Source organism: Bradyrhizobium sp. 44 (genome assembly GCF_023073095.1).
GTDB lineage: Bacteria > Pseudomonadota > Alphaproteobacteria > Rhizobiales > Xanthobacteraceae > Bradyrhizobium.
In genome coordinates this window covers 1-17,759 of the sequence record NZ_JADPIY010000025.1, presented here as the reverse complement: position 1 = coordinate 17,759, position 17,759 = coordinate 1, and the positions used below count along the sequence as shown (strand labels likewise).

Annotated in this window: 18 protein-coding genes and 1 pseudogene; 10 read left to right on the top strand and 9 right to left on the bottom strand. The window is 63.4% G+C overall.

Annotated elements, in window-relative coordinates; genetic code table 11:
* Positions 1 to 167: 167 nt before the first annotated feature.
* From IVB41_RS24890 to pncA, 5 genes are all read right to left on the bottom strand, one after another.
* Positions 168 to 1,412: a DUF1236 domain-containing protein gene (locus IVB41_RS24890; RefSeq protein ID WP_247435903.1), complete on the bottom strand. Its 1,245-nt coding sequence runs from the start codon at positions 1,410 to 1,412 to the stop codon at positions 168 to 170.
* Between the two features lie 110 nt (positions 1,413 to 1,522).
* The gene (locus tag IVB41_RS24885) at positions 1,523 to 1,909 is read right to left on the bottom strand and encodes a GrlR family regulatory protein (RefSeq protein ID WP_027566966.1); all 387 of its coding nucleotides are present in this window, start codon (positions 1,907 to 1,909) and stop codon (positions 1,523 to 1,525) included.
* A 14-nt stretch (positions 1,910 to 1,923) separates the two neighbouring features.
* Positions 1,924 to 3,957, bottom strand: a complete 2,034-nt coding sequence (locus IVB41_RS24880; RefSeq protein WP_247435900.1) for an NAD(+) synthase — start codon at positions 3,955 to 3,957, stop codon at positions 1,924 to 1,926.
* A 140-nt stretch (positions 3,958 to 4,097) separates the two neighbouring features.
* Positions 4,098 to 5,213 carry an alpha/beta fold hydrolase gene (locus tag IVB41_RS24875; protein WP_247435896.1) on the bottom strand — a complete coding sequence of 372 codons (1,116 nt, stop codon included), beginning with the start codon at positions 5,211 to 5,213 and terminating at the stop codon, positions 4,098 to 4,100.
* Between the two features lie 16 nt (positions 5,214 to 5,229).
* Positions 5,230 to 5,868 carry a bifunctional nicotinamidase/pyrazinamidase gene (pncA, locus tag IVB41_RS24870; protein ID WP_027566969.1) on the bottom strand — a complete coding sequence of 213 codons (639 nt, stop codon included), beginning with the start codon at positions 5,866 to 5,868 and terminating at the stop codon, positions 5,230 to 5,232.
* A 257-nt stretch (positions 5,869 to 6,125) separates the two neighbouring features.
* Here pncA and glk point away from each other — a divergent pair, with 257 nt between their 5' ends.
* Both glk and IVB41_RS24860 read left to right on the top strand, forming a co-directional pair.
* Positions 6,126 to 7,097 carry a glucokinase gene (gene glk / locus IVB41_RS24865; RefSeq protein ID WP_247435893.1) on the top strand — a complete coding sequence of 324 codons (972 nt, stop codon included), beginning with the start codon at positions 6,126 to 6,128 and terminating at the stop codon, positions 7,095 to 7,097.
* A 142-nt stretch (positions 7,098 to 7,239) separates the two neighbouring features.
* Complete coding sequence (locus tag IVB41_RS24860) at positions 7,240 to 7,443, top strand: hypothetical protein (protein ID WP_007590943.1); 204 nt, start codon at positions 7,240 to 7,242, stop codon at positions 7,441 to 7,443.
* 76 nt (positions 7,444 to 7,519) lie between these two features.
* Here the strand turns inward: IVB41_RS24860 and IVB41_RS24855 are convergent, their stop codons facing one another.
* The 3 genes from IVB41_RS24855 to IVB41_RS24845 form a co-directional block, all read right to left on the bottom strand.
* Positions 7,520 to 7,726, bottom strand: a complete 207-nt coding sequence (locus tag IVB41_RS24855; RefSeq protein WP_247435890.1) for a hypothetical protein — start codon at positions 7,724 to 7,726, stop codon at positions 7,520 to 7,522.
* An 88-nt stretch (positions 7,727 to 7,814) separates the two neighbouring features.
* Positions 7,815 to 8,192 carry a response regulator gene (locus IVB41_RS24850; RefSeq protein ID WP_027566971.1) on the bottom strand — a complete coding sequence of 126 codons (378 nt, stop codon included), beginning with the start codon at positions 8,190 to 8,192 and terminating at the stop codon, positions 7,815 to 7,817.
* A gap of 112 nt (positions 8,193 to 8,304) precedes the next feature.
* The gene (locus IVB41_RS24845; protein ID WP_247435887.1) at positions 8,305 to 9,096 is read right to left on the bottom strand and encodes a Spy/CpxP family protein refolding chaperone; all 792 of its coding nucleotides are present in this window, start codon (positions 9,094 to 9,096) and stop codon (positions 8,305 to 8,307) included.
* A gap of 484 nt (positions 9,097 to 9,580) precedes the next feature.
* Here IVB41_RS24845 and IVB41_RS24840 point away from each other — a divergent pair, with 484 nt between their 5' ends.
* The 6 genes from IVB41_RS24840 (at position 9,581) to IVB41_RS24815 (ending at position 15,699) form a co-directional block, all read left to right on the top strand.
* Complete coding sequence (locus IVB41_RS24840; protein WP_247289964.1) at positions 9,581 to 10,921, top strand: ABC transporter substrate-binding protein; 1,341 nt, start codon at positions 9,581 to 9,583, stop codon at positions 10,919 to 10,921.
* A gap of 138 nt (positions 10,922 to 11,059) precedes the next feature.
* Positions 11,060 to 11,998, top strand: coding sequence for a carbohydrate ABC transporter permease (locus IVB41_RS24835; protein WP_247289962.1), 939 nt, complete (start codon positions 11,060 to 11,062; stop codon positions 11,996 to 11,998).
* Complete coding sequence (locus tag IVB41_RS24830) at positions 11,998 to 12,909, top strand: carbohydrate ABC transporter permease (protein WP_247289960.1); 912 nt, start codon at positions 11,998 to 12,000, stop codon at positions 12,907 to 12,909. Before IVB41_RS24835 ends, IVB41_RS24830 begins: the two co-directional genes overlap by 1 nt.
* A gap of 6 nt (positions 12,910 to 12,915) precedes the next feature.
* On the top strand, positions 12,916 to 14,016 hold the full coding sequence (locus IVB41_RS24825; protein WP_247435884.1) for an ABC transporter ATP-binding protein: 1,101 nt from the start codon (positions 12,916 to 12,918) through the stop codon (positions 14,014 to 14,016).
* A 33-nt stretch (positions 14,017 to 14,049) separates the two neighbouring features.
* Positions 14,050 to 15,039 (top strand): hydroxyacid dehydrogenase, encoded by a 990-nt coding sequence (locus IVB41_RS24820; protein ID WP_247435879.1) that lies wholly within the window; start codon positions 14,050 to 14,052, stop codon positions 15,037 to 15,039.
* 162 nt (positions 15,040 to 15,201) lie between these two features.
* Positions 15,202 to 15,699 carry a hypothetical protein gene (locus IVB41_RS24815; protein WP_027566977.1) on the top strand — a complete coding sequence of 166 codons (498 nt, stop codon included), beginning with the start codon at positions 15,202 to 15,204 and terminating at the stop codon, positions 15,697 to 15,699.
* Between the two features lie 33 nt (positions 15,700 to 15,732).
* On the opposite strand, the gene IVB41_RS24810 is transcribed toward IVB41_RS24815, so the two are convergent.
* Complete coding sequence (locus tag IVB41_RS24810) at positions 15,733 to 16,230, bottom strand: DUF1993 family protein (RefSeq protein ID WP_247435906.1); 498 nt, start codon at positions 16,228 to 16,230, stop codon at positions 15,733 to 15,735.
* Between the two features lie 126 nt (positions 16,231 to 16,356).
* Between IVB41_RS24810 and IVB41_RS24805 the strand changes: the two genes are divergently transcribed.
* Both IVB41_RS24805 and IVB41_RS24800 read left to right on the top strand, forming a co-directional pair.
* Positions 16,357 to 17,139 (top strand): transporter substrate-binding domain-containing protein, encoded by a 783-nt coding sequence (locus IVB41_RS24805; protein WP_247289952.1) that lies wholly within the window; start codon positions 16,357 to 16,359, stop codon positions 17,137 to 17,139.
* A 172-nt stretch (positions 17,140 to 17,311) separates the two neighbouring features.
* Positions 17,312 to 17,759: pseudogene (locus IVB41_RS24800) on the top strand (DUF2147 domain-containing protein); the annotation flags it as partial.

Below are 17,759 nucleotides of genomic sequence, written 5' to 3'. Positions count from 1 at the left end.
AGGCGCGCATGGGGCGGGGGATCAAAGGCTGGGGCAAGGTTACGAGGTCCGGACTCCTAGGCACTCCGGACCTCGGGACTTTCTAGATTGAACGTGATTTCGCGCCGCCGGCTTGATCAGCCGTGCGGCGCGAAGTCGTTTTGGCGTCGTTATGCCGACCCGGGCGCTTAGCGCGTCTGCGGCTCGATCGTCACCGTGCAGTCGCCCTGCCCTTGCGTCGCGACCACGATGTTGCCCGCGGCAGCGCCGAGGGCGATCGGCGCGGACGAGCCGCCGCCGGGCATCTGGACGGTCACGCTCAGGGAATCGTTTCGTGCGGTCGAGCCTACGGTGGAGGGTTCTGCCTGGGCCACATTGCCCGAGGCGTCACGCCGCATGATCTGGCAGTTCACATTGCTGCCCCCCGCGGCCGCCATTCCCGATGAGGTGCCGCCGCTCATCTGGGCGCGGGCTCGCGACGGATCGCGAGGGACCTGGCTGACGATGCGATGCGTCCGCGGCTCCACAATGACGACGTCGTCACCGGTCGCGAAATATTCGTAGTCTCGATATTCGGGCTCGATCGAGACGATCTCGGGCGGAAGCCTGTGAAGGCGCACGCGCGAGGGAATGGTCTCGCCGACCCGGATCGAAATATTCAGATTACGCTCCGGCTCCGCCAGGCGTGCACGGCTCACCGTTTCGGAGATCCGCACCTGCTTCTCGGACGTCACCTGCGTCTGCTGATTGGCCTGCGTGTTGGTCTGGTTGGCTTGGTTGGTCTGCGTGCCCGAATTGGCGGGCGCGGTCTGCGCGTTGTTGGTCGGGGCCGTGCGGTTCGTGTCGGTCGCGGTGGCCGGCCGGTTGTTCTGTTGCGCCGGCTGCTGCTGCTCAGCCGCGTTGCGCGGCGGCTGGGTCTGGTTGCGCTCGTTCTGGTTGGTCGCGGCACCCGTGCGCTCGTTCTGCTGGCTAGACGTGCCGGATTTGGACTTCTCGGACTCGGCCGTTGATTTCTGCGGCGCCGATTTGTCCTGCTTCGTCTCGGCGCTGCTCTTGCTGTCGCGTCCCGGTTTCGCGCTCTCGGCATCGCGATTGCGATCGCGCGAAGGCTCGCGGGATTCTTGTGCCTGATCTTTCGACTTCGGCTGGTTGCGCTCGGCAGAACTCGCCGGCTGGCGCTTGTCGTCACTCGCGTCCTGCCTGGCAGCGCCGCCCTTCTCCTCGCGGCCAGCGCCCTGCAATCGGTCCTGGGCGCCCTGCGCGCGCTCTTGAACACGCTCCTGGGCGCCGCCGCGCTGCGGCGCGGCGCCTTTCGCCGGCTCCTCGTTGCGTCTCGGTTCGTCCCTCCGCTCACCGGGCGCCTGGGCGTGGGCGAAGCCGGAAGCAAGCATCAGTCCGATCGCTGCAGTCGATAACATCAAGTGCTTGCGCATGGTCCCTCTCCTCGGAAATTCGCGACAACAGACGCGAACGTTCTGTGGGTGCGAAGGTTCCTGGTCAGGAACGAGGGCCGATCACGCGGGTCTCACATCTCAGGCCGGTCTCACATCGGGTCCTTCATCGTGAGCCGCGCCGTGAATGTCACGCTGGTCTTGCCAACCAGCGCCATGCCTTCAACCTCGGCGCCGTCGGCGGAATAGTCGCCCGAAAAGCCGCAGGTCACTTCCCTGCCGCCGAACGCGAGCGGCTTGCCGACGGCCTCGGTGTGCTGATTGACGGTCATATCGCCGCGCCATTTTCCGTTCCGGAAGGTGTAGCTGCCGGTGTAGTAGAAATAGCTGTCGCCGCCCATGATGCGGCCGTCGCAGAGCACGACGACGCCTTTGGCCTGGCCGCGCTTGCCGTCACGCATCTCGATCTCAAAGATGTAGAGGCCGTTGAGGACCTTCTGTGGGTTGCCGCCCTGCTCGGGCCCATCGCCGGCCGACATCGCTCATCTCCCGTTCAAACCGGCACATTCCGTTCGAGATCTTCAAGCCACGCCGCCGCGCTCGAATCCGACGGCGCGCGCCAGTCGCCGCGCGGCGACAACGAGCCGCCGGCCGAAACCTTGGGGCCGTTCGGCATCGCCGAGCGCTTGAACTGGCTGAAAGCGAAGAAGCGGCGCAGGAACACCTCCAGCCAGCGGCGGATCTCCTTGAGATCGTAGGCCCTGCGCTTGTCGGCCGGAAATGCCGGCGGCCATTCGCCCTCGGCGACGTCCTTCCACGCCTGCAACGCCATGAACGCGATCTTGGACGGCCGTATGCCGAACCGCAGCGTGTAGAACAGGTGGAAATCCTGGAGCTCGTAGGGACCGACCGAAGCTTCCGTGCTCTGCGGCTTCTCGCCCGGCTCGGCCGGAACCAGCTCCGGCGAGATTTCGGCCGACAGGATCGATCCAAGCGTTTGGTTGACGTCGTCGGTGAACTGCTTGGAAGCGATCACCCAGCGGATCAGATGCTGGATCAGTGTCTTCGGCACCCCGGCGTTGACGTTATAGTGCGCCATCTGGTCGCCGACGCCGTAGGTGCACCAGCCCAGTGCGAGCTCGGAGAGATCGCCGGTGCCGATGACGATGCCGCCGTTGTGGTTGGCGAGCCGGAACAGATAGTCGGTGCGCAGGCCCGCCTGCACGTTCTCGAATGTGACGTCGTAGACCTTCTCGCCCTTGCCGAAGGGATGGCCGATGTCCTTCAGCATCTGCGTCGCCGTGGTGCGAATGTCGAGCTCCTGCCAACTCGTCTGCAACGCCTTCATCAGCGCCAGCGCATTGGTCTTGCTCTCGCTGCCGGTGGCAAAGCCCGGCATGGTGTAGGCGAGAATGTTCTCGCGCGGCAGGCCAAGAAGATCGACGGCCTTGGCGGCGACGATCAAGGCGTGGGTAGAATCGAGCCCGCCCGAGACGCCGATGACGACGCGCTTGGTGCCGGTCGCACGCATGCGCTGGACAAGGCCAGCGACCTGAATGTTGTAGGCCTCATAGCAGTCCTGCTCGAGCAGGCTCTCGTCGCTCGGCACGAACGGAAATCGCTCGACCTTGCGCAGGAAGCCGATGTCGGCGGCCGGCGGCTTCAAGGCGAAGCTGACTTTCCGGAAGAAGGCCTCGCGCTGCCGGCGGTTGTCGTCGAAGGTTCCCATGAGCGCGCGTTCCTGCCTGAGCAGGTCCAGATCGACGTCAGCCAGCGTGATTTGGCCGCCCTGCCGGAACCGCTCACCCTCAGCCAGCAGCACGCCGTTCTCGTAGATCGAGGTCTGGCCATCCCAGGCAAGATCGGTGGTCGATTCCCCTGCCCCGGCCGCGGAATAGACATAGGCCGCGAGGCAGCGCGCCGAAGTCGATTGACACAAGAGCGCACGCGAGCGGGCGCGGCCGATCGTGATCGGGCTGCCCGAGAGATTGATCAGCACGCTCGCGCCCGCAAGCGCGAGCTCGGAAGCCGGCGTCACCGGGATCCACATGTCCTCGCAGATCTCGACGCCGATGGTCAGGCCCGGAACGTCCTCGGCCGCGAACAGGAGGTCGACGCCGAACGGGGCATGCAGCCCGCCGAAGGCGACCATCTCTCCGACGATGCCGGCGCCGGAGGCGAAATGCCGTCCCTCGTAGAATTCGCGATAGGTCGGCAGGTAGCTCTTGGGCACGACGCCGAGGACTTTGCCGCGATGGATGACGACCGCGCAATTGTAGATGCGATTGCCAAAGCGCAGCGGCGCGCCAACGATCAGGACGGTCATCAGGGACGAGGATGCCTCGACGATGGCCCCGAGCCCGCGCTCGACCGCATCGAGCAGCGGGTCCTGCTTGACGAGATCTTCGATCGCATAGCCGGACAGGCACAGCTCGGGAAACACGGCAACCGCCACCGACTGCGCATGGCAGTCCTTCGCCGCCGCCAGAACCGCCCTCGCGTTTGCCGTGGGATCGGCCACATGAGAGGTGGTGACGCAGGCCGCCACGCGCGCAAATCCGTGGGCATAGATCGAGTGGAAACTCATCGAGCACAGTCCCTTTGTCTCGTCGCGACCGGCCTCCGCCAGCTCTGGACTCCATTTAACCCATCGACATGGTCCCGTGCAGGCCATTCAACGGAATGCATAACGGATTTGCAGCTTCGCTGCCCGGCCCTTGGGCAGCGTCAGGCTGTGCGCACCAGCATGCCGGGCAGATCGTCGCGCAGCCATTCGGCGATCCGGGGCCAGGCATGGGCATGGGTCCGCGCACCCATGAACAGCCCGAGATGGTTGCTGGGCTCGGAGACCGCCGCAATGAAGGCCGGTGGGGTACCGAGCAAGCCGGCGGTGGCGAGCGCCTGCGCAGCCGGCACGACGTCGTCGTCAAGCCCGGCCAGCAGGAAGACCGGCGCCTTGACGTCCTTCAGATCAACCACGCGGCCGAGTGCCGTGAATTGGCCGCGCGCGATCCGGTTCTCCCGGAAAATCCAATTGACGATCTCGAGATAATAGGTGCCGGGCAGATTGAGAGGCTCGGCATTCCAGCGCTCGAAGCGTGCCAGCAGCGCCGCACCTTCCTCGCCGGAGAGGTCGCTCTGCAGCGCCGTCACGATGTCGTCGCGGCTCGGCGCCTTCGACCAGACCCGCAGCATCTCCTCGCCGCTGACATTGCCGCCGCCGCGGGCGACGAGCTGGTCATAGACCATCTCCGGCGCGTTGCGGGCGAGCTGCGACAGTCTGGACTCGATCGAGAGGTCGACGGGCGCGCCTGCCAGCACCAGCCGCCGCACCTTGGCGGGAAAGCGCGCCGCATAGAGCAGCGACAGCCAGCCACCCTGACACAGTCCGACGAGATCGACCGGCGTGCCGATCTCGTCGATGGCGACGTTGAGATCGCCAAGATAGCTGTCGATCGAGAGATAGCGCATGTCAGGCGTGGCTGAGCGCCAGTCGGTGAGATAGATCCGGTCGATGCCGCCATTTTGCAGGGACTGCACCACGCTGTGGCCGGGGGCGAAGTCGGCGATCAGGGCCCGGTGCAGCGCATAGGGCGCGCAGACCAGGGCCGGCTGACCGGCCCCCGTCCGCGCGCAATTGCGCAGGCGCATGGTCGCGAGCTCCAGCGCGACGGAGTTGGGCGTGGTCCACGGCAGGCTGCTGTCGGACTGCTCCGGCGGAGCGCGCTCGAGCCATCCGAAGCAGGCATCCATCGCAAGCCGAGCCGCAGCGAACGGCCACAGCAGCGGGTCATCCGGGACCCGGCCCGGTGCGCGCTGCTGTTTGCCGGTCTTCTCCGCCATGGCTATCTCACGGTCCTCACAGGAAGGCCTCGAAGCTGACGAGCGAAATGCCGCGCTCCCGAAAACTCTGATGGGTCGCGGCCACCGAGCCGTCGAGATCGATGCCGCGGCAGGCGCCCTCGATGACGGCGACCTCGAACCCCGCCTTGCGGGCATCCTCCGCCGAGAAGCGGACGCAGAAGTCGAGCGCGAGGCCAACGACGAAGATCGTCTTCAATTCGCGCTCGCGCAAATATCCGAGCAGGCCGGTCGGCGTTTTCCTGTCGTTTTCGAACAGCGCCGAATAGGAATCGATGCCGCGCCGAAACCCCTTCCGCACCACCAGGCTCGCGCGGGTGACGTCGAGATCGCGATGAAATTCCGCGCCCGCCGTGCCCTGGACGCAATGGCTCGGCCAGAGCACCTGGACGCCGTAGTCAAGCGCGATAGTCTGGAACGGCTGTTTGCCCGCATGGTTCGGCGCAAAGGAGACATGATCGCGGGGATGCCAGTCCTGGGTCAGCACCACATTGGCGAATTTTTGAGCGATCCGATTGATGGCGGGGACGACCGTCTCGCCGCCGGGCACGGCGAGCGCCCCGCCCGTGCAAAAATCGTTCTGCACATCGATGACCAGCAGCACGTCGCGGTCGGAAATCTTCATCGCAAGGTCCATTCCAGGCCATCCCGCGCGACCGGCGCAGAACGAACGTCTCCAGTGTCGATCTTCCCGCGCTGCTTCGCAACCACCGAAGCGGTGCGGCGATCTGCGCGAATGCACCCCGTCGGTGCCGGGATGCAACGGTTTGGGCTCATCCGTGTTGACTAGATCCACCAGGGGACGGATTCTAAAAGCCGTTCGCATTTTGCGACCGGATAGAGCGGAGGAAGCGGTTCCCGCAGCCCGAAAGGGGCTGTGGCAGCCATACCCACATGACCATCGGCAAGACAGGACAGATTCTTCTCGCCGATATCGGCGGCACCAATGCGCGCTTCGCGCTCAGTCAGGGCGATGAGACCGGACCGATCGACTACGTCAAAGTGGCAGACTTCCCGACCGTCCGGGAAGCCATTGCCGATGTTCTCGCGCGTCGCTCAGACGGCAAAACGCCCCGAAGGGCTGTGCTGGCCGTCGCGGGGCCGGTGACCAACAACCGCTGCGTCATGACCAACAGCCCGTGGGTCATCGACGGCAACGAGCTTCAGCCGGCTCTCGGCTTCGACAGCGTCCATGTTCTCAACGATTTCGAGGTGGTGGCCTGGTCCCTGCCCGCCCTGCAGCCCGCCGACCTGATCCCGCTCGGCGGACAGGAGGGTCTTCCCGGAGAACCGTTGCTGGTGGTCGGTCCCGGAACCGGCTTTGGTGTTTCCTGTCTGGTCGAGCGCCACGGCTCACGGTTGGCCGTCGTCACCGAGGCGGGCCACGCGACCCTGCCGGCAGAGGACGAGCGCGAGGAACGCGTAATCGCGTGCATGCGCCGGCGCCTCGGCCATGTCTCCATCGAGCGTGGCGCATTGTCCGGTTCCGGCCTGCAAAGCCTGTACGAGGCGCTGGCCGAAGTGGAAGGCGCCGAGGTGCCGCATCGCGATGCCGCTGCCATCACGAAGGCGGCCTTGGAGGGCAGTTGCGAACTCTGCCGCGCGACGCTGGACATGTTTTGCGCCATCCTCGGCTCGGTCGCCGGCAATCTCGGGGTGACCTTCGGCGCCCGCGGCGGCGTCTATATCGCCGGCGGAATCGTGCCGCGCTTTCCGGAGTTCCTTGCGGCTTCCGCATTCCGGGCGCGCTTCGAAGCCAAGGGACGCTTCCAGGACTATCTCCGCGACATCCCGACCAGGCTGGTCACGAAACCTGATGCGAGTTTCCTCGGCCTGAAGATATTCGCGGAGCACAACCAGCCTTAACCGCGCGCGCCTCCGTCCGCGGATTCCAGTCATGCACAGCTGATTGCACGGCACGCCCGCTCGACGCGGGATCGTGCTTGCGCGTTCGTCCCGGATGAGAAACAATCCTGGCTTGTGTGTGGCGTAGTTGCGGGGGCGTGACATGCGTAAGCAGGATCTGGGTTTCGACTATCACCGCTATCACCGCCTGCTGCTCGAGGCGGACGACGATGGCAAGCGGCTGGCCCTGATCGAGCTCTTGATCGAGGAAAAGGCGCGTGACCGCCTCGCCGCCCAGCGCGCTTCGGACCGCGCCGCCATGACGGCCCACACTATCGCTACCGTGCTGAAGAACGGGCGCCAGTGAAACGAGTGGTTGCGCTACGGTGCCCGAAAACGCGGCATCAATTGCGATTTCGTTAACGATCCCTCGAAAGCTCGCGTCAAACTTTTTGCTCTAGGAGTTCCCTCACCTGATGCAATTCAGGGGCAACAAAGGGGGGAATGAACATGAGCATGATTTCGATCGCCGCGATGCCGGCCACCAGCGAAACGCGTTTGGCCGATTCTTCGTTTTCTTCATTCAAGACCATCTTGCTGTTTTGCTGCACGGGCCTGGTCGCCTCGTTCGGCCCCATGGCGCGCGGCATCGATCTCGGCGCCGGCCTGATGTGAGACCGCGACGAATTCCGTCGCGAAATGGCCGCCCCTGACGGGCGGCCATTTTTGTTTTTGGTCTCAGTGAGGCGTCTTTGCTGCCGCTTCCGGAAACATCGAATCGATCATTGCCTTGAGCTGATCGATCGAGATGGGCTTGCGCAGGATCGGCCGGCGCCTGAGCAAGGACGGCAGCAGCTCCGGACCGTAGCCCGTCGCAAACAGAAACGGCTTGCCGCGTCGCTCGATCAGGTCGGCGACCGGATCGACGTAGAGGCCCTTGAGATTGATGTCGAGGATCGCAAGATCGTACTGCGCGGTCATGGCGAAAGCGCTGGCGTCCCGAACATTATCCGCTTCCGCGATGACGTGGTGGCCGAGTTCCTCCACCATGTCCGTCATCATCATCCGGATCAACGTCTCGTCTTCGACCAGGAAAACGGAGAGTCCGTCCGCCATATCAACCCCGCCCATCAGCTTCCGAAGCTAATCATAACCGAATCGCGAACAGGATTCACGAATTCGTGGCGGGGTCCGTTAATTCAGACGCGCCCGATCCGATTCAACTTGATCAATCCAGTCCTCGTTCGTGGCTGAGCCGCACCATCTCCTGTACGAACACCTGCTTCTGCTTGTCATCGAGGCTCGAATAGAGGGGCTCAGCGGCGTCGGCGACATTGCGCTGGTCGGCAGCGCGGTCGATGAGGAATTGGGCCTCGTTGCGCATCTGCTCGACGATGTCGTCGGGCGGATCCCGCTTGGCGCGCGCGACCCGCAGGTTTAGCCGCTCGGCACCGTTATGCCCGAGGTAGTGCATGGCGCTCGAGAAGCCGTACCAGTGCTTCTCCTGGTCGGGCGTGAGGTTCAGTTCGGTCTTGATCCGCTCGATATAGGAGTCGCTGTTGGTGACGATCTGGTCGGCGGTCAGTTGCGGTGCGCCGGTCTGGGTGAGGACAGTGACATCCTTGTCCTGCGGCGCGTTCTTCGCCTCCTTGCTCGCCTTGGCGCCCTTGCCAGCCTTGGCGCTCTTGGCATCCTTGTCCTTGCCGGCGCCCTGCTTGGCGTCTTTGGCAGCGTCCTTGCTCGAATCCTTGCTTGAATCCTTGGCGGAAGGCGCCTGATTGCCATTATTGCCAACACCGAGCACGCCGGTGAAGACGCCGACCACACCGCCGATCGCGCCGCCGAGCACGCCGCCGACCGGACCCGCCGCCTTGTTCCCGGCCGCCGCTCCTTCCTGAACCCCTTTGACCAGGCCTTGAGCGTTCGCCACCGCGGCTGCGCCGAGCAGCAACACGAAAACGGATCCCAGCGCGAACCATCGTCGCAGGTTAAGCCGCGCGAGCGGCGCCGGGTTGATCATTCTGGTCTCCATCTCGATCTGATTAGGCTGCTGGGGGTGAGAACCACTTGCCAGTTGCAACTCTATCGTTTTCACCGCTTCGAGGTCTAGCCACCGATAATTGCTATACACGCCCGAAAAGTGTTTGCCGCGAGGTGCTTATGCAGGCTCCTTGGAAACTGCGGCGTAATTGCGCACGTATCGGTCCAGCGCGCCCGCGCCCAGTGTGCATCGCAAAACGACCGACTGTGGTTTAGGGCTCGCGCGTGACGTCGAGGGCAGCGCCACCTTGGCGGACACAACGTTAGTTCTAGGCGCAAGCCGCTCGGCTTTCTCGACAGACGCAATCAATCATGATCTGATCGCGCTACCAATTTGCCTTCGAAGCCGATGGCATCAATAAGAAACGTCGAACGAGAAACTTAAAAAAAGAAAATCAAAAGTAGAACTCGGAAGAGTTCAGAGGAAACGCCAGAACAATAAAACACCCAAGCGAGGAAACGAGATGTCACGCAAGACACTGACGCGACGTCAATTTGTGGCTGCCACTGCAATGTCCTCCGCGGCGCTGATCACAGCGCCCTATGTCCGAGGCGCTTACGCCGCCGGCAAGCTCTCGATCGGCTTCTGGGACCATTGGGTCCCTGGTGCCAACTCTGCCTCCACCGCGCTCGTCAATGAATGGGCAGCGAAGGAGAAGGTCGAGGTCTCCATCGACTACATCACCAGCAACAACAAGAAGCTCGAACTAACCGTCGCCGCCGAGGCGCAGGCAAAATCCGGTCACGACATTCTCCAGATGCCGACCTGGTGGCCGCATGCCTATGCGGAGCAGCTCGAGCCGGTCACCGACATCATGGAGCCGATCATCAAGCAGAATGGCGAGGTGAACGGCACGACCAAATATCTCGGCCAGGCCGGCGGCAAATGGCTTGCCGTCCCTGCCACCGTCGGCAGTCAGATCAAGGGCCCCTGCTCGCGCATCGACCTGATGAAGAAGCATGCCGGCATCGACGTCCAGGAGATGTATCCGGCCGGTAGCGTGCCCAAGGACGAGAACTGGACGATGGAAGTCTTTCTCAAGGCCGCCGAAGCCTGCAGCAAGGCTGGCGTCCCGTTCGGGATCGGCCTCGGCGAGACCACCGACAGCGTCGATACCGCCGGCGCGATCTTCCAGTCGTTCGGCGCCGAGCTCGTCAACGCCAAGGGCGACATCACCGTAAAGACTGACGCCGTGCGTCAGGCTCTCGAATTCTACAAGAGATTGATTGCGGTGCTTCCGGCGGACGCGGCCTCCTGGGATGACGCGTCTAATAACAAATGGCTGATCTCGGGCCGCGGAGCACTGATCTTGAATCCGCCGAGCTCCTGGGCCGTTGCGAAACGCGACGCACCACAAGTCGCTGAGCAATGCTGGACGCACGGCATGCCCGCCGGTCCGAAGGGCCGTTTTGCACCGTTCCTGCCCTACTTCTGGGGCGTCTGGGCTTTCGGCAAGAACAAGGAAGCCGCCAAGAGCCTGCTGACCCATCTGTCGCAGCCGTCGTCGATCGAAAAGTTCGTCGCGGCGAGCGGCGGCTATGATCTCCCGGCTTTCGCAAACATGACGAAGCTCAAGACGTGGGCCGAGGAAGGGCCGCCGAAGGGCACGCTTTATAGCTATCCCGACCCACACGGCCGCCAGACGATGTCGATCGCGGCCTCGCCGGCGCCGCCGAAGATCGCCCAGCAGATCTACAACCAGGCGACGTTGACCAAACTGGCGCTGCGCTATGCCCGTGGCGAGACCATCGAGCAGGCGCTCGCCTGGGCCGAGGGCGAGTGCGAAGGCTTCATGCGCAGCTGATGCCGGGTATGTGGCATGGCGGTTCACGCGTTCGCGCGTGAGCCGCCGGGGATCCGCCCCCTTTTTCCATCGCCTTGCGAGAGAGGCCGACCGATGCGGGCGGCTTCCCTGTTGAATGTACCGTAAGAAAGTCTGACCATGGCCGATGTCGTCGTTGAGCAAGCTCGCTCCGTCCGTGCCGCCAGGCCGCGCAAACGGGCGAGCCTTAAAAATGCACTCAGGCGGAAGTCGACGATGGCGTTCTTCCTGACGCTGCCGCTGATTCTCCTGATCGCGCTGTTCGTGCTCTATCCTGCCTTCTACTCAATGCATCTCGCCACGCTGAACAAGTCGATGCAGAAGTTCGTCGGCTTGAGCAATTTCACCTTCCTGTTCAAACGCGACACGTTCTGGATGGTGGTGAGGCAATCCTGCATCTTCGCCCTCACCGCGGTGTTTTTCAAAGCGCTGATGGGCTTCATTGTCGCTCATTTCGTCCACAACCTCCCGGCCAAGGGCCAGCGCAAGTGGCGCGGCATGCTGCTGGTCCCTTGGGTGATCCCGCCGGCGATGAGCACCCTGGCTTGGCTGTGGCTGTTCGATCCCTCCTACAGCGCCTTCAATTACACGCTGTCGTTCTTCGGTGTCGGCCCGATCCCCTGGCTTGGCGACACCTTCTGGGCCCGTTTCTCCGTCATTCTCGTCAACGTCTGGTACGGCGCACCGTTCTTCATGATCATGTATCTGGCCGCGCTTAAATCGGTGCCCGACCAGCTCTACGAAGCGGCCGCCATTGACGGCGCCAATTGGTGGCAGAAGATCTGGCACATCACCCTGCCGATGATGCGCAACATCATCGCCATCACGACGCTGTTCTCGTTGATCGTCACTTTCGCCAATTTCGACATCGTGCGCATCCTGACCTCGGGCGGCCCGTTGGATTCGACGCATCTGTTCGCCACCTGGGCCTTCCAGGTCGGAATCCAGAGCAGCGATATTCCGCTCGGCGCATGCGTCTCGCTGTTCATGGTGCCGATCCTCGCAGTCGCGGCGGTCTTCATCCTGCGCGATGTCAACAAACGTGGGAACGAAGCCTGATGAGCACGCTTGCAATCGACAAGGGCGGTCCCACGCGCAAAGTCAAATACCGGAGCATGAGCCGGGATCGGACATGGGCCCTGCGCTGGTCCTACTTCTTCCTGGTGCTGTTCGCGATTTTTTCGCTCGTTCCGCCGATCTACATGCTGATCACCTCCCTCAAGAGCAGCGCGGAGATTTCGGCGGCCACCAATCCCTGGTGGGTGTTCCATCCCACCCTGGCGAACTACGTCGAGCTGTTGACGTCGAACCAGTTTTTGCGCTTCTTCTGGAATTCGGCGGTCGTCTCCATCGTCGTTGTGTGCGTCACCATGCTGATCAGCATTCCTGCGGCCTTTGCGCTGGCAAGGATGAAGTTCTGGGGCTCGACGACGCTGGCGACCGGGGTTTTTCTGACCTACCTGGTCCCGGACAGCCTCTTGTTCATTCCGCTGTTCAAAATGCTCGCTGCTGTCCAGGACATCACCGGCATCACGCTCCTCAACCGATGGTACGTGCTGCTGTTCATCTATCCGACCCTGACGGTGCCGTTCTGCACCTGGATCATGATCGGTTATTTCGCCTCGATTCCGAAGGAGCTCGACGAGGCGGCTCTCATCGACGGCGCTTCCTGGCTCCAGACCTTGACGCGGATTTTCATCCCCGTCGCCCTGCCCGGTTTGATCGCAGCGACCATCTTCGCCTTCACCGTGTCCTGGGCGCAGTTCCTCTATCCCCTGGTGTTCACGACATCCATCGACCAGCTCGTGCTGCCGGTCGGCATCACCACCACTTTGATCAAGGGTGACGTTTTCAACTGGGGTCAGATCATGACCGGCGCGCTGCTTGGCGCAGCCCCGCCGCTGGTCATCTATGCCTTCCTGATGGACTATTACATTGCCGGCCTGACCGCCGGCGCGACAAAGGGTTGATGTCTTATGGCTGAGGTTGCGTTGCGGAAGGTGGTCAAGCGTTACGACGACGTCGAGGCGGTGCGCGGCATCGACCTCGACATCTCCGACCATGAGTTCATCGTGCTCGTCGGCCCCTCCGGCTGCGGCAAGTCGACGACGTTGCGGATGATCGCCGGACTCGAAGACATCACCGACGGCGACATCATGATCGGCGGCGACGTCGTCAACGACGTGCCGCCGAAGGACCGCGACATCGCGATGGTGTTTCAGAACTACGCGCTCTACCCCCACATGACGGTCGCGGAGAACATGTCGTTCGGGTTGCGGCTCAAGCATTACCCGAAGGCCGAGATCAAGGCGCGGGTGACCGAGGCCGCCCGCCTCCTCGACATCACCGACCTGATCGACCGCAAGCCGAAGCAGCTCTCCGGCGGCCAGCGCCAGCGCGTTGCAATGGGCCGGGCCATCGTGCGCAACCCAAAAGTCTTCCTGTTCGACGAACCGCTGTCCAATCTCGACGCCAAGCTGCGCGTGCAGATGCGGATCGAGATCAAGAAGGTGCACCAGAAAGTGCGCACCACGACGGTCTACGTCACCCACGACCAGGTCGAGGCGATGACGCTGGCCGATCGCGTGGTGGTGATGAACAAGGGGCGGATCGAGCAGATCGGCACCCCGAACGAGCTCTACCACAAGCCTGCGACGCGCTTCGTCGCCGGCTTCATCGGCTCGCCGGCGATGAACTTCATTCCGTGCAGGCTCGAGGACGTCGGCGGCAAGCTCAACGTCCGCCTGACGGACCGCATCTCATTCCCGTTGCCGCCGGCCCGCGCCGCCCGTTACAGCGCGCTGCCCCGAACTGAAAACCTGTTGCTCGGCATCCGTCCTGAACATCTCACGGAATCGAATGCGCATCTGGAGCCGGGTGTCGAGACCTTCGACACCGTGCTTGACGTCACCGAGCCGATGGGAATGGAGACGCTGGTCTATTTCGGACTGGAGGGTACGCCGATCTGCGGCCGTGTCGATCCCAATGCGGGCGCCAAGGACGGGGGCCCTATGCGTTTGGCGATGGACCTGAACAATATGCACCTGCTAAACGAGGCGACCGGCGCCGTATTGTGACGGCCGGGCAAGAAACTCGTGCAGGTAGGGACGATGTCGACCAACAAGAAGAAAATCTTTGTTACTCAAACTTTGTCGCAAGGGGCACGCGCCCTCCTCACCCAGCGCGATGACATCGAGCTCATCGAGTTTCCGAACCTGATCTCCGCCAGGGATTTTGAGGCTTTGCTGAAGAGCCACGCGCCGGTCCATGGCGTGGCGCTCGGCGCCACCGCGTTCGGCGAAACCGAGCTTGAAGCCTCAAAGGACATGAAGGTGGTGACCCGGATCGGCGTCGGCTACGACGCCGTCGACGTCCCCGCCCTCTCCCGCCGCAAGGTGCCGCTGATGGTCGCGGGCAGCGCGAACTCGCCCTCGGTCGCCGAGCAGGCGCTGTTCATGATGCTGACACTGGCCAAACGCGCGCAGGAGATGCATTCCTGCGTCAAGGACGGCAAATGGGCCGACCGCCTCGGCATGCTGCCGTTCGATCTCTACGGCAAGACCGTCCTCATCATCGGCTTCGGCCGCATCGGCACCCGCACCGCCAAGCGCTGCCTGGCGATGGACATGAATGTGCAGGTTTATGATCCCTACAAGGCAGCCGCAGAGATCAAGGCGGCAGGCTGCGAGCCGGTCGCCGACCTCGATGCCGCGCTGCCGCACGCCGATTTCGTCACCATCCACTGCCCGAAGACGCCGGAGACCGTCGGCCTGTTCGACGCGGCGCGGATCGGCCGGATGAAGCCGAAATCCTACCTCATCAACACCGCACGCGGCGGCATCGTGAAGGAGACGGCGCTGTACGACGCACTGGTCTCGGGCAAGCTCGCCGGTGCCGGCATCGACGTCTTCGAGGTCGAGCCGCCGCCGGTCAGCAACGCGCTGTTCGCGCTGCCCAACGTCATCATGGCCCCGCATGTCGCCGGCGTCACGGTCGAGGCGGTGAGCCGGATGAGCGAGCAGACTGCGCGCAACATCCTGAGTGTGCTGGACGGCGATCCCATCCGGCAGAACATCATCAATCAGGATGTCCTGGGCTGAGCTATCTCAAGGGCGGGCGACCCCGCCTTCGGAACGCCAGAATGAGTCCCATTTTGGTGCAGATCGAGCCCTCACTCAGCCTTAATCAAACCCGCGTAATAGGTCCGGCCGCGGCGGCAGTGGGACAGACTTGCCGGCCGCGTCGAGCTGGAGGATGGACCCTTGTCAGAGATCGACCCGACCGACCACGCGTTGGCGACCATCGCCAGCATCCTGGAGCATCCTGAACCCGTTCTCGTCGTGCGCGAGACCGAGACCGTGCGCGAGACCGAGACCGTCACCGTGACCGAAATGGTGGTTGCCGGTGAGCATGGGGTCGCCGACGAGCACCCTGTGGTCGATGAGCATCCGGTGGTCGAGGAGCAGCCGCTGGTGCCGGAGCACACCGACGCCGACGGCTACAGCAAGGTCGGCCCCGGGCCGATGGTGGCGATCCGTCTGAAATGGACGGTCCATCGCGGCGATGACGGCCAGTTCTACGTCCACGAGACCATCGGCGAGCAGTCAGTGCCCGTGGTCAGCGGCCCGATGACCGGCGAAGCCGCGGTGCATTTCGTCGACGCGCATGAGGACGAGGCCCATCGGCGCTTCGAAGAGCTGCGCAGCGAGATCGCCGGCCGCAGCTCGCTCGCCGATTACGAGCGCAAGGGCGAAGCCTAGCGCTTTTTCGCGCGAAGTGGATGCCGGTTCGGCTTATCGTCGTCCGAGATAATCCTTCTTCACGAGCTCGACGCCTGCGTGCCGCAACAGGTCGTAGGCTGTCGTGACGTGAAAGAAGAACTGCGGCATGCTGAAGGTCAGCAGCAGCGTCCGCCCGGTGAAGGGCAACTCGGTCCCGTTCTTCAGCCTGAAGAAGACACTCCGTTCCGCCGCAGCATTGATCTCCGCGCGCGGCAGGCTTTCGATGAACTCGATTGACGTCGCAATGCGGGCCTGCAGTCCGGCCATGTCGTGCTCCAGCACCGGCAGCGTCACCGGCTCGCGCTCGGCCAGCAAGGCCGCGGCAACCGTGGCATGGCGGCAGGCCTCGCCGATCTGTTGCGCCAGATCGTACATGTCGGGCGCGATGCGCATGCCGAGCAGGACGGCCGGATTGAACTTCCGGGCTTCGGCATAGGCAACGCCCTTGTCGAGCAGTACGGACAGATTGCGCAGATACGGCACGAAGACGCCCACCGAGGCGTCATGCATCGAGATCGTCACTTCAAAATTCCCTTCACTTCCGCCTCGCCAGCCACGGGCATCTGGTCTAAATCCAACCCTCGAGAGCTGCACAATGACAGCTTGGGCATGGGTGGAAAAGAGATGATCGTTCGAATGACCATTCGAATTCTGGCGACTTTGGCCGTGGTGCTGCTGGCAAACCTTTCGGCGCAGGCACAGCAGGCGGCGCCGTCCCGCCTCGACGAGATCGTCAAGCGCGGCACTTTGCGCGTCGGAATGACCGGCGACTACAAGCCCTTCACCTATCTCGACAAGACGACGCAGCAGTTCAACGGCTTCGATGTCGACATGGCGGAGGCGCTCGGCAAGGCGCTCGGCGTCAAGGTCGAATTCGTGCCGACGGCCTGGCCGAAGCTGATGAAGGATTTCGAGGCCGATCAGTTTGACATCGCCATGGGCGGCGTCTCGGTCACGCTGGACCGGCAGAAGAAGGGCTTCTTCTCGACGCCGATCATGCGCGAGGGCAAGACGCCGATCGCGCGCTGTGCCGACGTCGGCAAATACCAGAGCATCACCGACATCGACAAGAAGGGCACCCGCGTGATCGTCAATCCCGGCGGCACCAACGAGCGCTTCGCACGTGCCAACATCAAGGACGCCGACATCACCGTCTTCCCGGACAATACCGTGATCTTCGACGAGATCGCCAAGGGCAATGCAGACCTGATGATGACGGATGCCTCCGAGACGCGCTACCAGCAGAAGCAGCATCAAGGCGTGCTCTGCGCGGTGCATCCCGACAAGCCGTTCGACTTCTCAGAGAAGGCCTATTGGCTCCAGCGCGACATGGCGCTGAAGGCGTTCGTCGACCAATGGCTGCACATTTCCATGCAGGACGGCAGCTACAAGAAGATCTACGCCGCCTGGTTCGACTAGGACCGCGTCCTCCTGTCGCTTGCGCCGGTCAAACTTTGGACCGGCTCCGGTGTTATTGAACCCGAAACGCAGAAAGCACGACTCATACGGTGACAGTGATCTAGATCACTTTTTGCGATCGAACCGGGGCGTAAGCGTCGGTGCGGGGACCACCTGTTTCAGGAGATGCGAAATGAGGAAGCTGTTGGCCACGGCCGCATTCCTTTTGGCGAGCACCGCTGCGCAGGCGCAGTACACCTTCGACTATGGCGGGCGTACCATCCGCATCGATCCCGACCGCGGCACGGTGCAAATCCCCGGCGTCTACGACAACACCGGCCAGGGCAAGGCGAAGAAGGCCAAGAACGATGCCAAGGGGGCTCCAAAAGCGGACCCGCAGGCACCGCAACAAGCCAAAGCTGACCCGCAGCCGCCGGCCAATCCGGCCCCGCCACCCGTCACGGCGGCTCCGGCTGCGGAGCAGGCACCTGCCCAAGCTCCCGTCCAAGCCCCCGTGGCCGTCGCGCCTCCTGCCCCACCGGCGCCTCCGGCCACCACGGCGAACAACGCTCCGGCCCAAGACGCGCTTGTGCCGCCGCCCCAGCCGGCCCCGAGTGCTGCCCCGACGGTGGCCGCAGTAC

Coding starts and splice junctions, on each gene's coding strand:
- IVB41_RS24830 (WP_247289960.1), top strand. CDS start 11,998: ATGAGCACGCTTGCAATCGACAAGGGCGGTCCCACGCGCAAAGTCAAA.
- IVB41_RS24835 (WP_247289962.1), top strand. CDS start 11,060: ATGGCCGATGTCGTCGTTGAGCAAGCTCGCTCCGTCCGTGCCGCCAGG.
- IVB41_RS24850 (WP_027566971.1), bottom strand. CDS start 8,192: ATGGCGGACGGACTCTCCGTTTTCCTGGTCGAAGACGAGACGTTGATC.
- IVB41_RS24845 (WP_247435887.1), bottom strand. CDS start 9,096: ATGATCAACCCGGCGCCGCTCGCGCGGCTTAACCTGCGACGATGGTTC.
- IVB41_RS24820 (WP_247435879.1), top strand. CDS start 14,050: ATGTCGACCAACAAGAAGAAAATCTTTGTTACTCAAACTTTGTCGCAA.
- IVB41_RS24880 (WP_247435900.1), bottom strand. CDS start 3,957: ATGAGTTTCCACTCGATCTATGCCCACGGATTTGCGCGCGTGGCGGCC.
- IVB41_RS24890 (WP_247435903.1), bottom strand. CDS start 1,412: ATGCGCAAGCACTTGATGTTATCGACTGCAGCGATCGGACTGATGCTT.
- IVB41_RS24860 (WP_007590943.1), top strand. CDS start 7,240: ATGCGTAAGCAGGATCTGGGTTTCGACTATCACCGCTATCACCGCCTG.
- IVB41_RS24810 (WP_247435906.1), bottom strand. CDS start 16,230: ATGCATGACGCCTCGGTGGGCGTCTTCGTGCCGTATCTGCGCAATCTG.
- IVB41_RS24855 (WP_247435890.1), bottom strand. CDS start 7,726: ATGCCGCGCGCCATGGGGCCGAACGAGGCGACCAGGCCCGTGCAGCAA.
- pncA (WP_027566969.1), bottom strand. CDS start 5,868: ATGGACCTTGCGATGAAGATTTCCGACCGCGACGTGCTGCTGGTCATC.
- IVB41_RS24840 (WP_247289964.1), top strand. CDS start 9,581: ATGTCACGCAAGACACTGACGCGACGTCAATTTGTGGCTGCCACTGCA.
- IVB41_RS24885 (WP_027566966.1), bottom strand. CDS start 1,909: ATGTCGGCCGGCGATGGGCCCGAGCAGGGCGGCAACCCACAGAAGGTC.
- IVB41_RS24875 (WP_247435896.1), bottom strand. CDS start 5,213: ATGGCGGAGAAGACCGGCAAACAGCAGCGCGCACCGGGCCGGGTCCCG.
- glk (WP_247435893.1), top strand. CDS start 6,126: ATGACCATCGGCAAGACAGGACAGATTCTTCTCGCCGATATCGGCGGC.
- IVB41_RS24825 (WP_247435884.1), top strand. CDS start 12,916: ATGGCTGAGGTTGCGTTGCGGAAGGTGGTCAAGCGTTACGACGACGTC.
- IVB41_RS24805 (WP_247289952.1), top strand. CDS start 16,357: ATGACCATTCGAATTCTGGCGACTTTGGCCGTGGTGCTGCTGGCAAAC.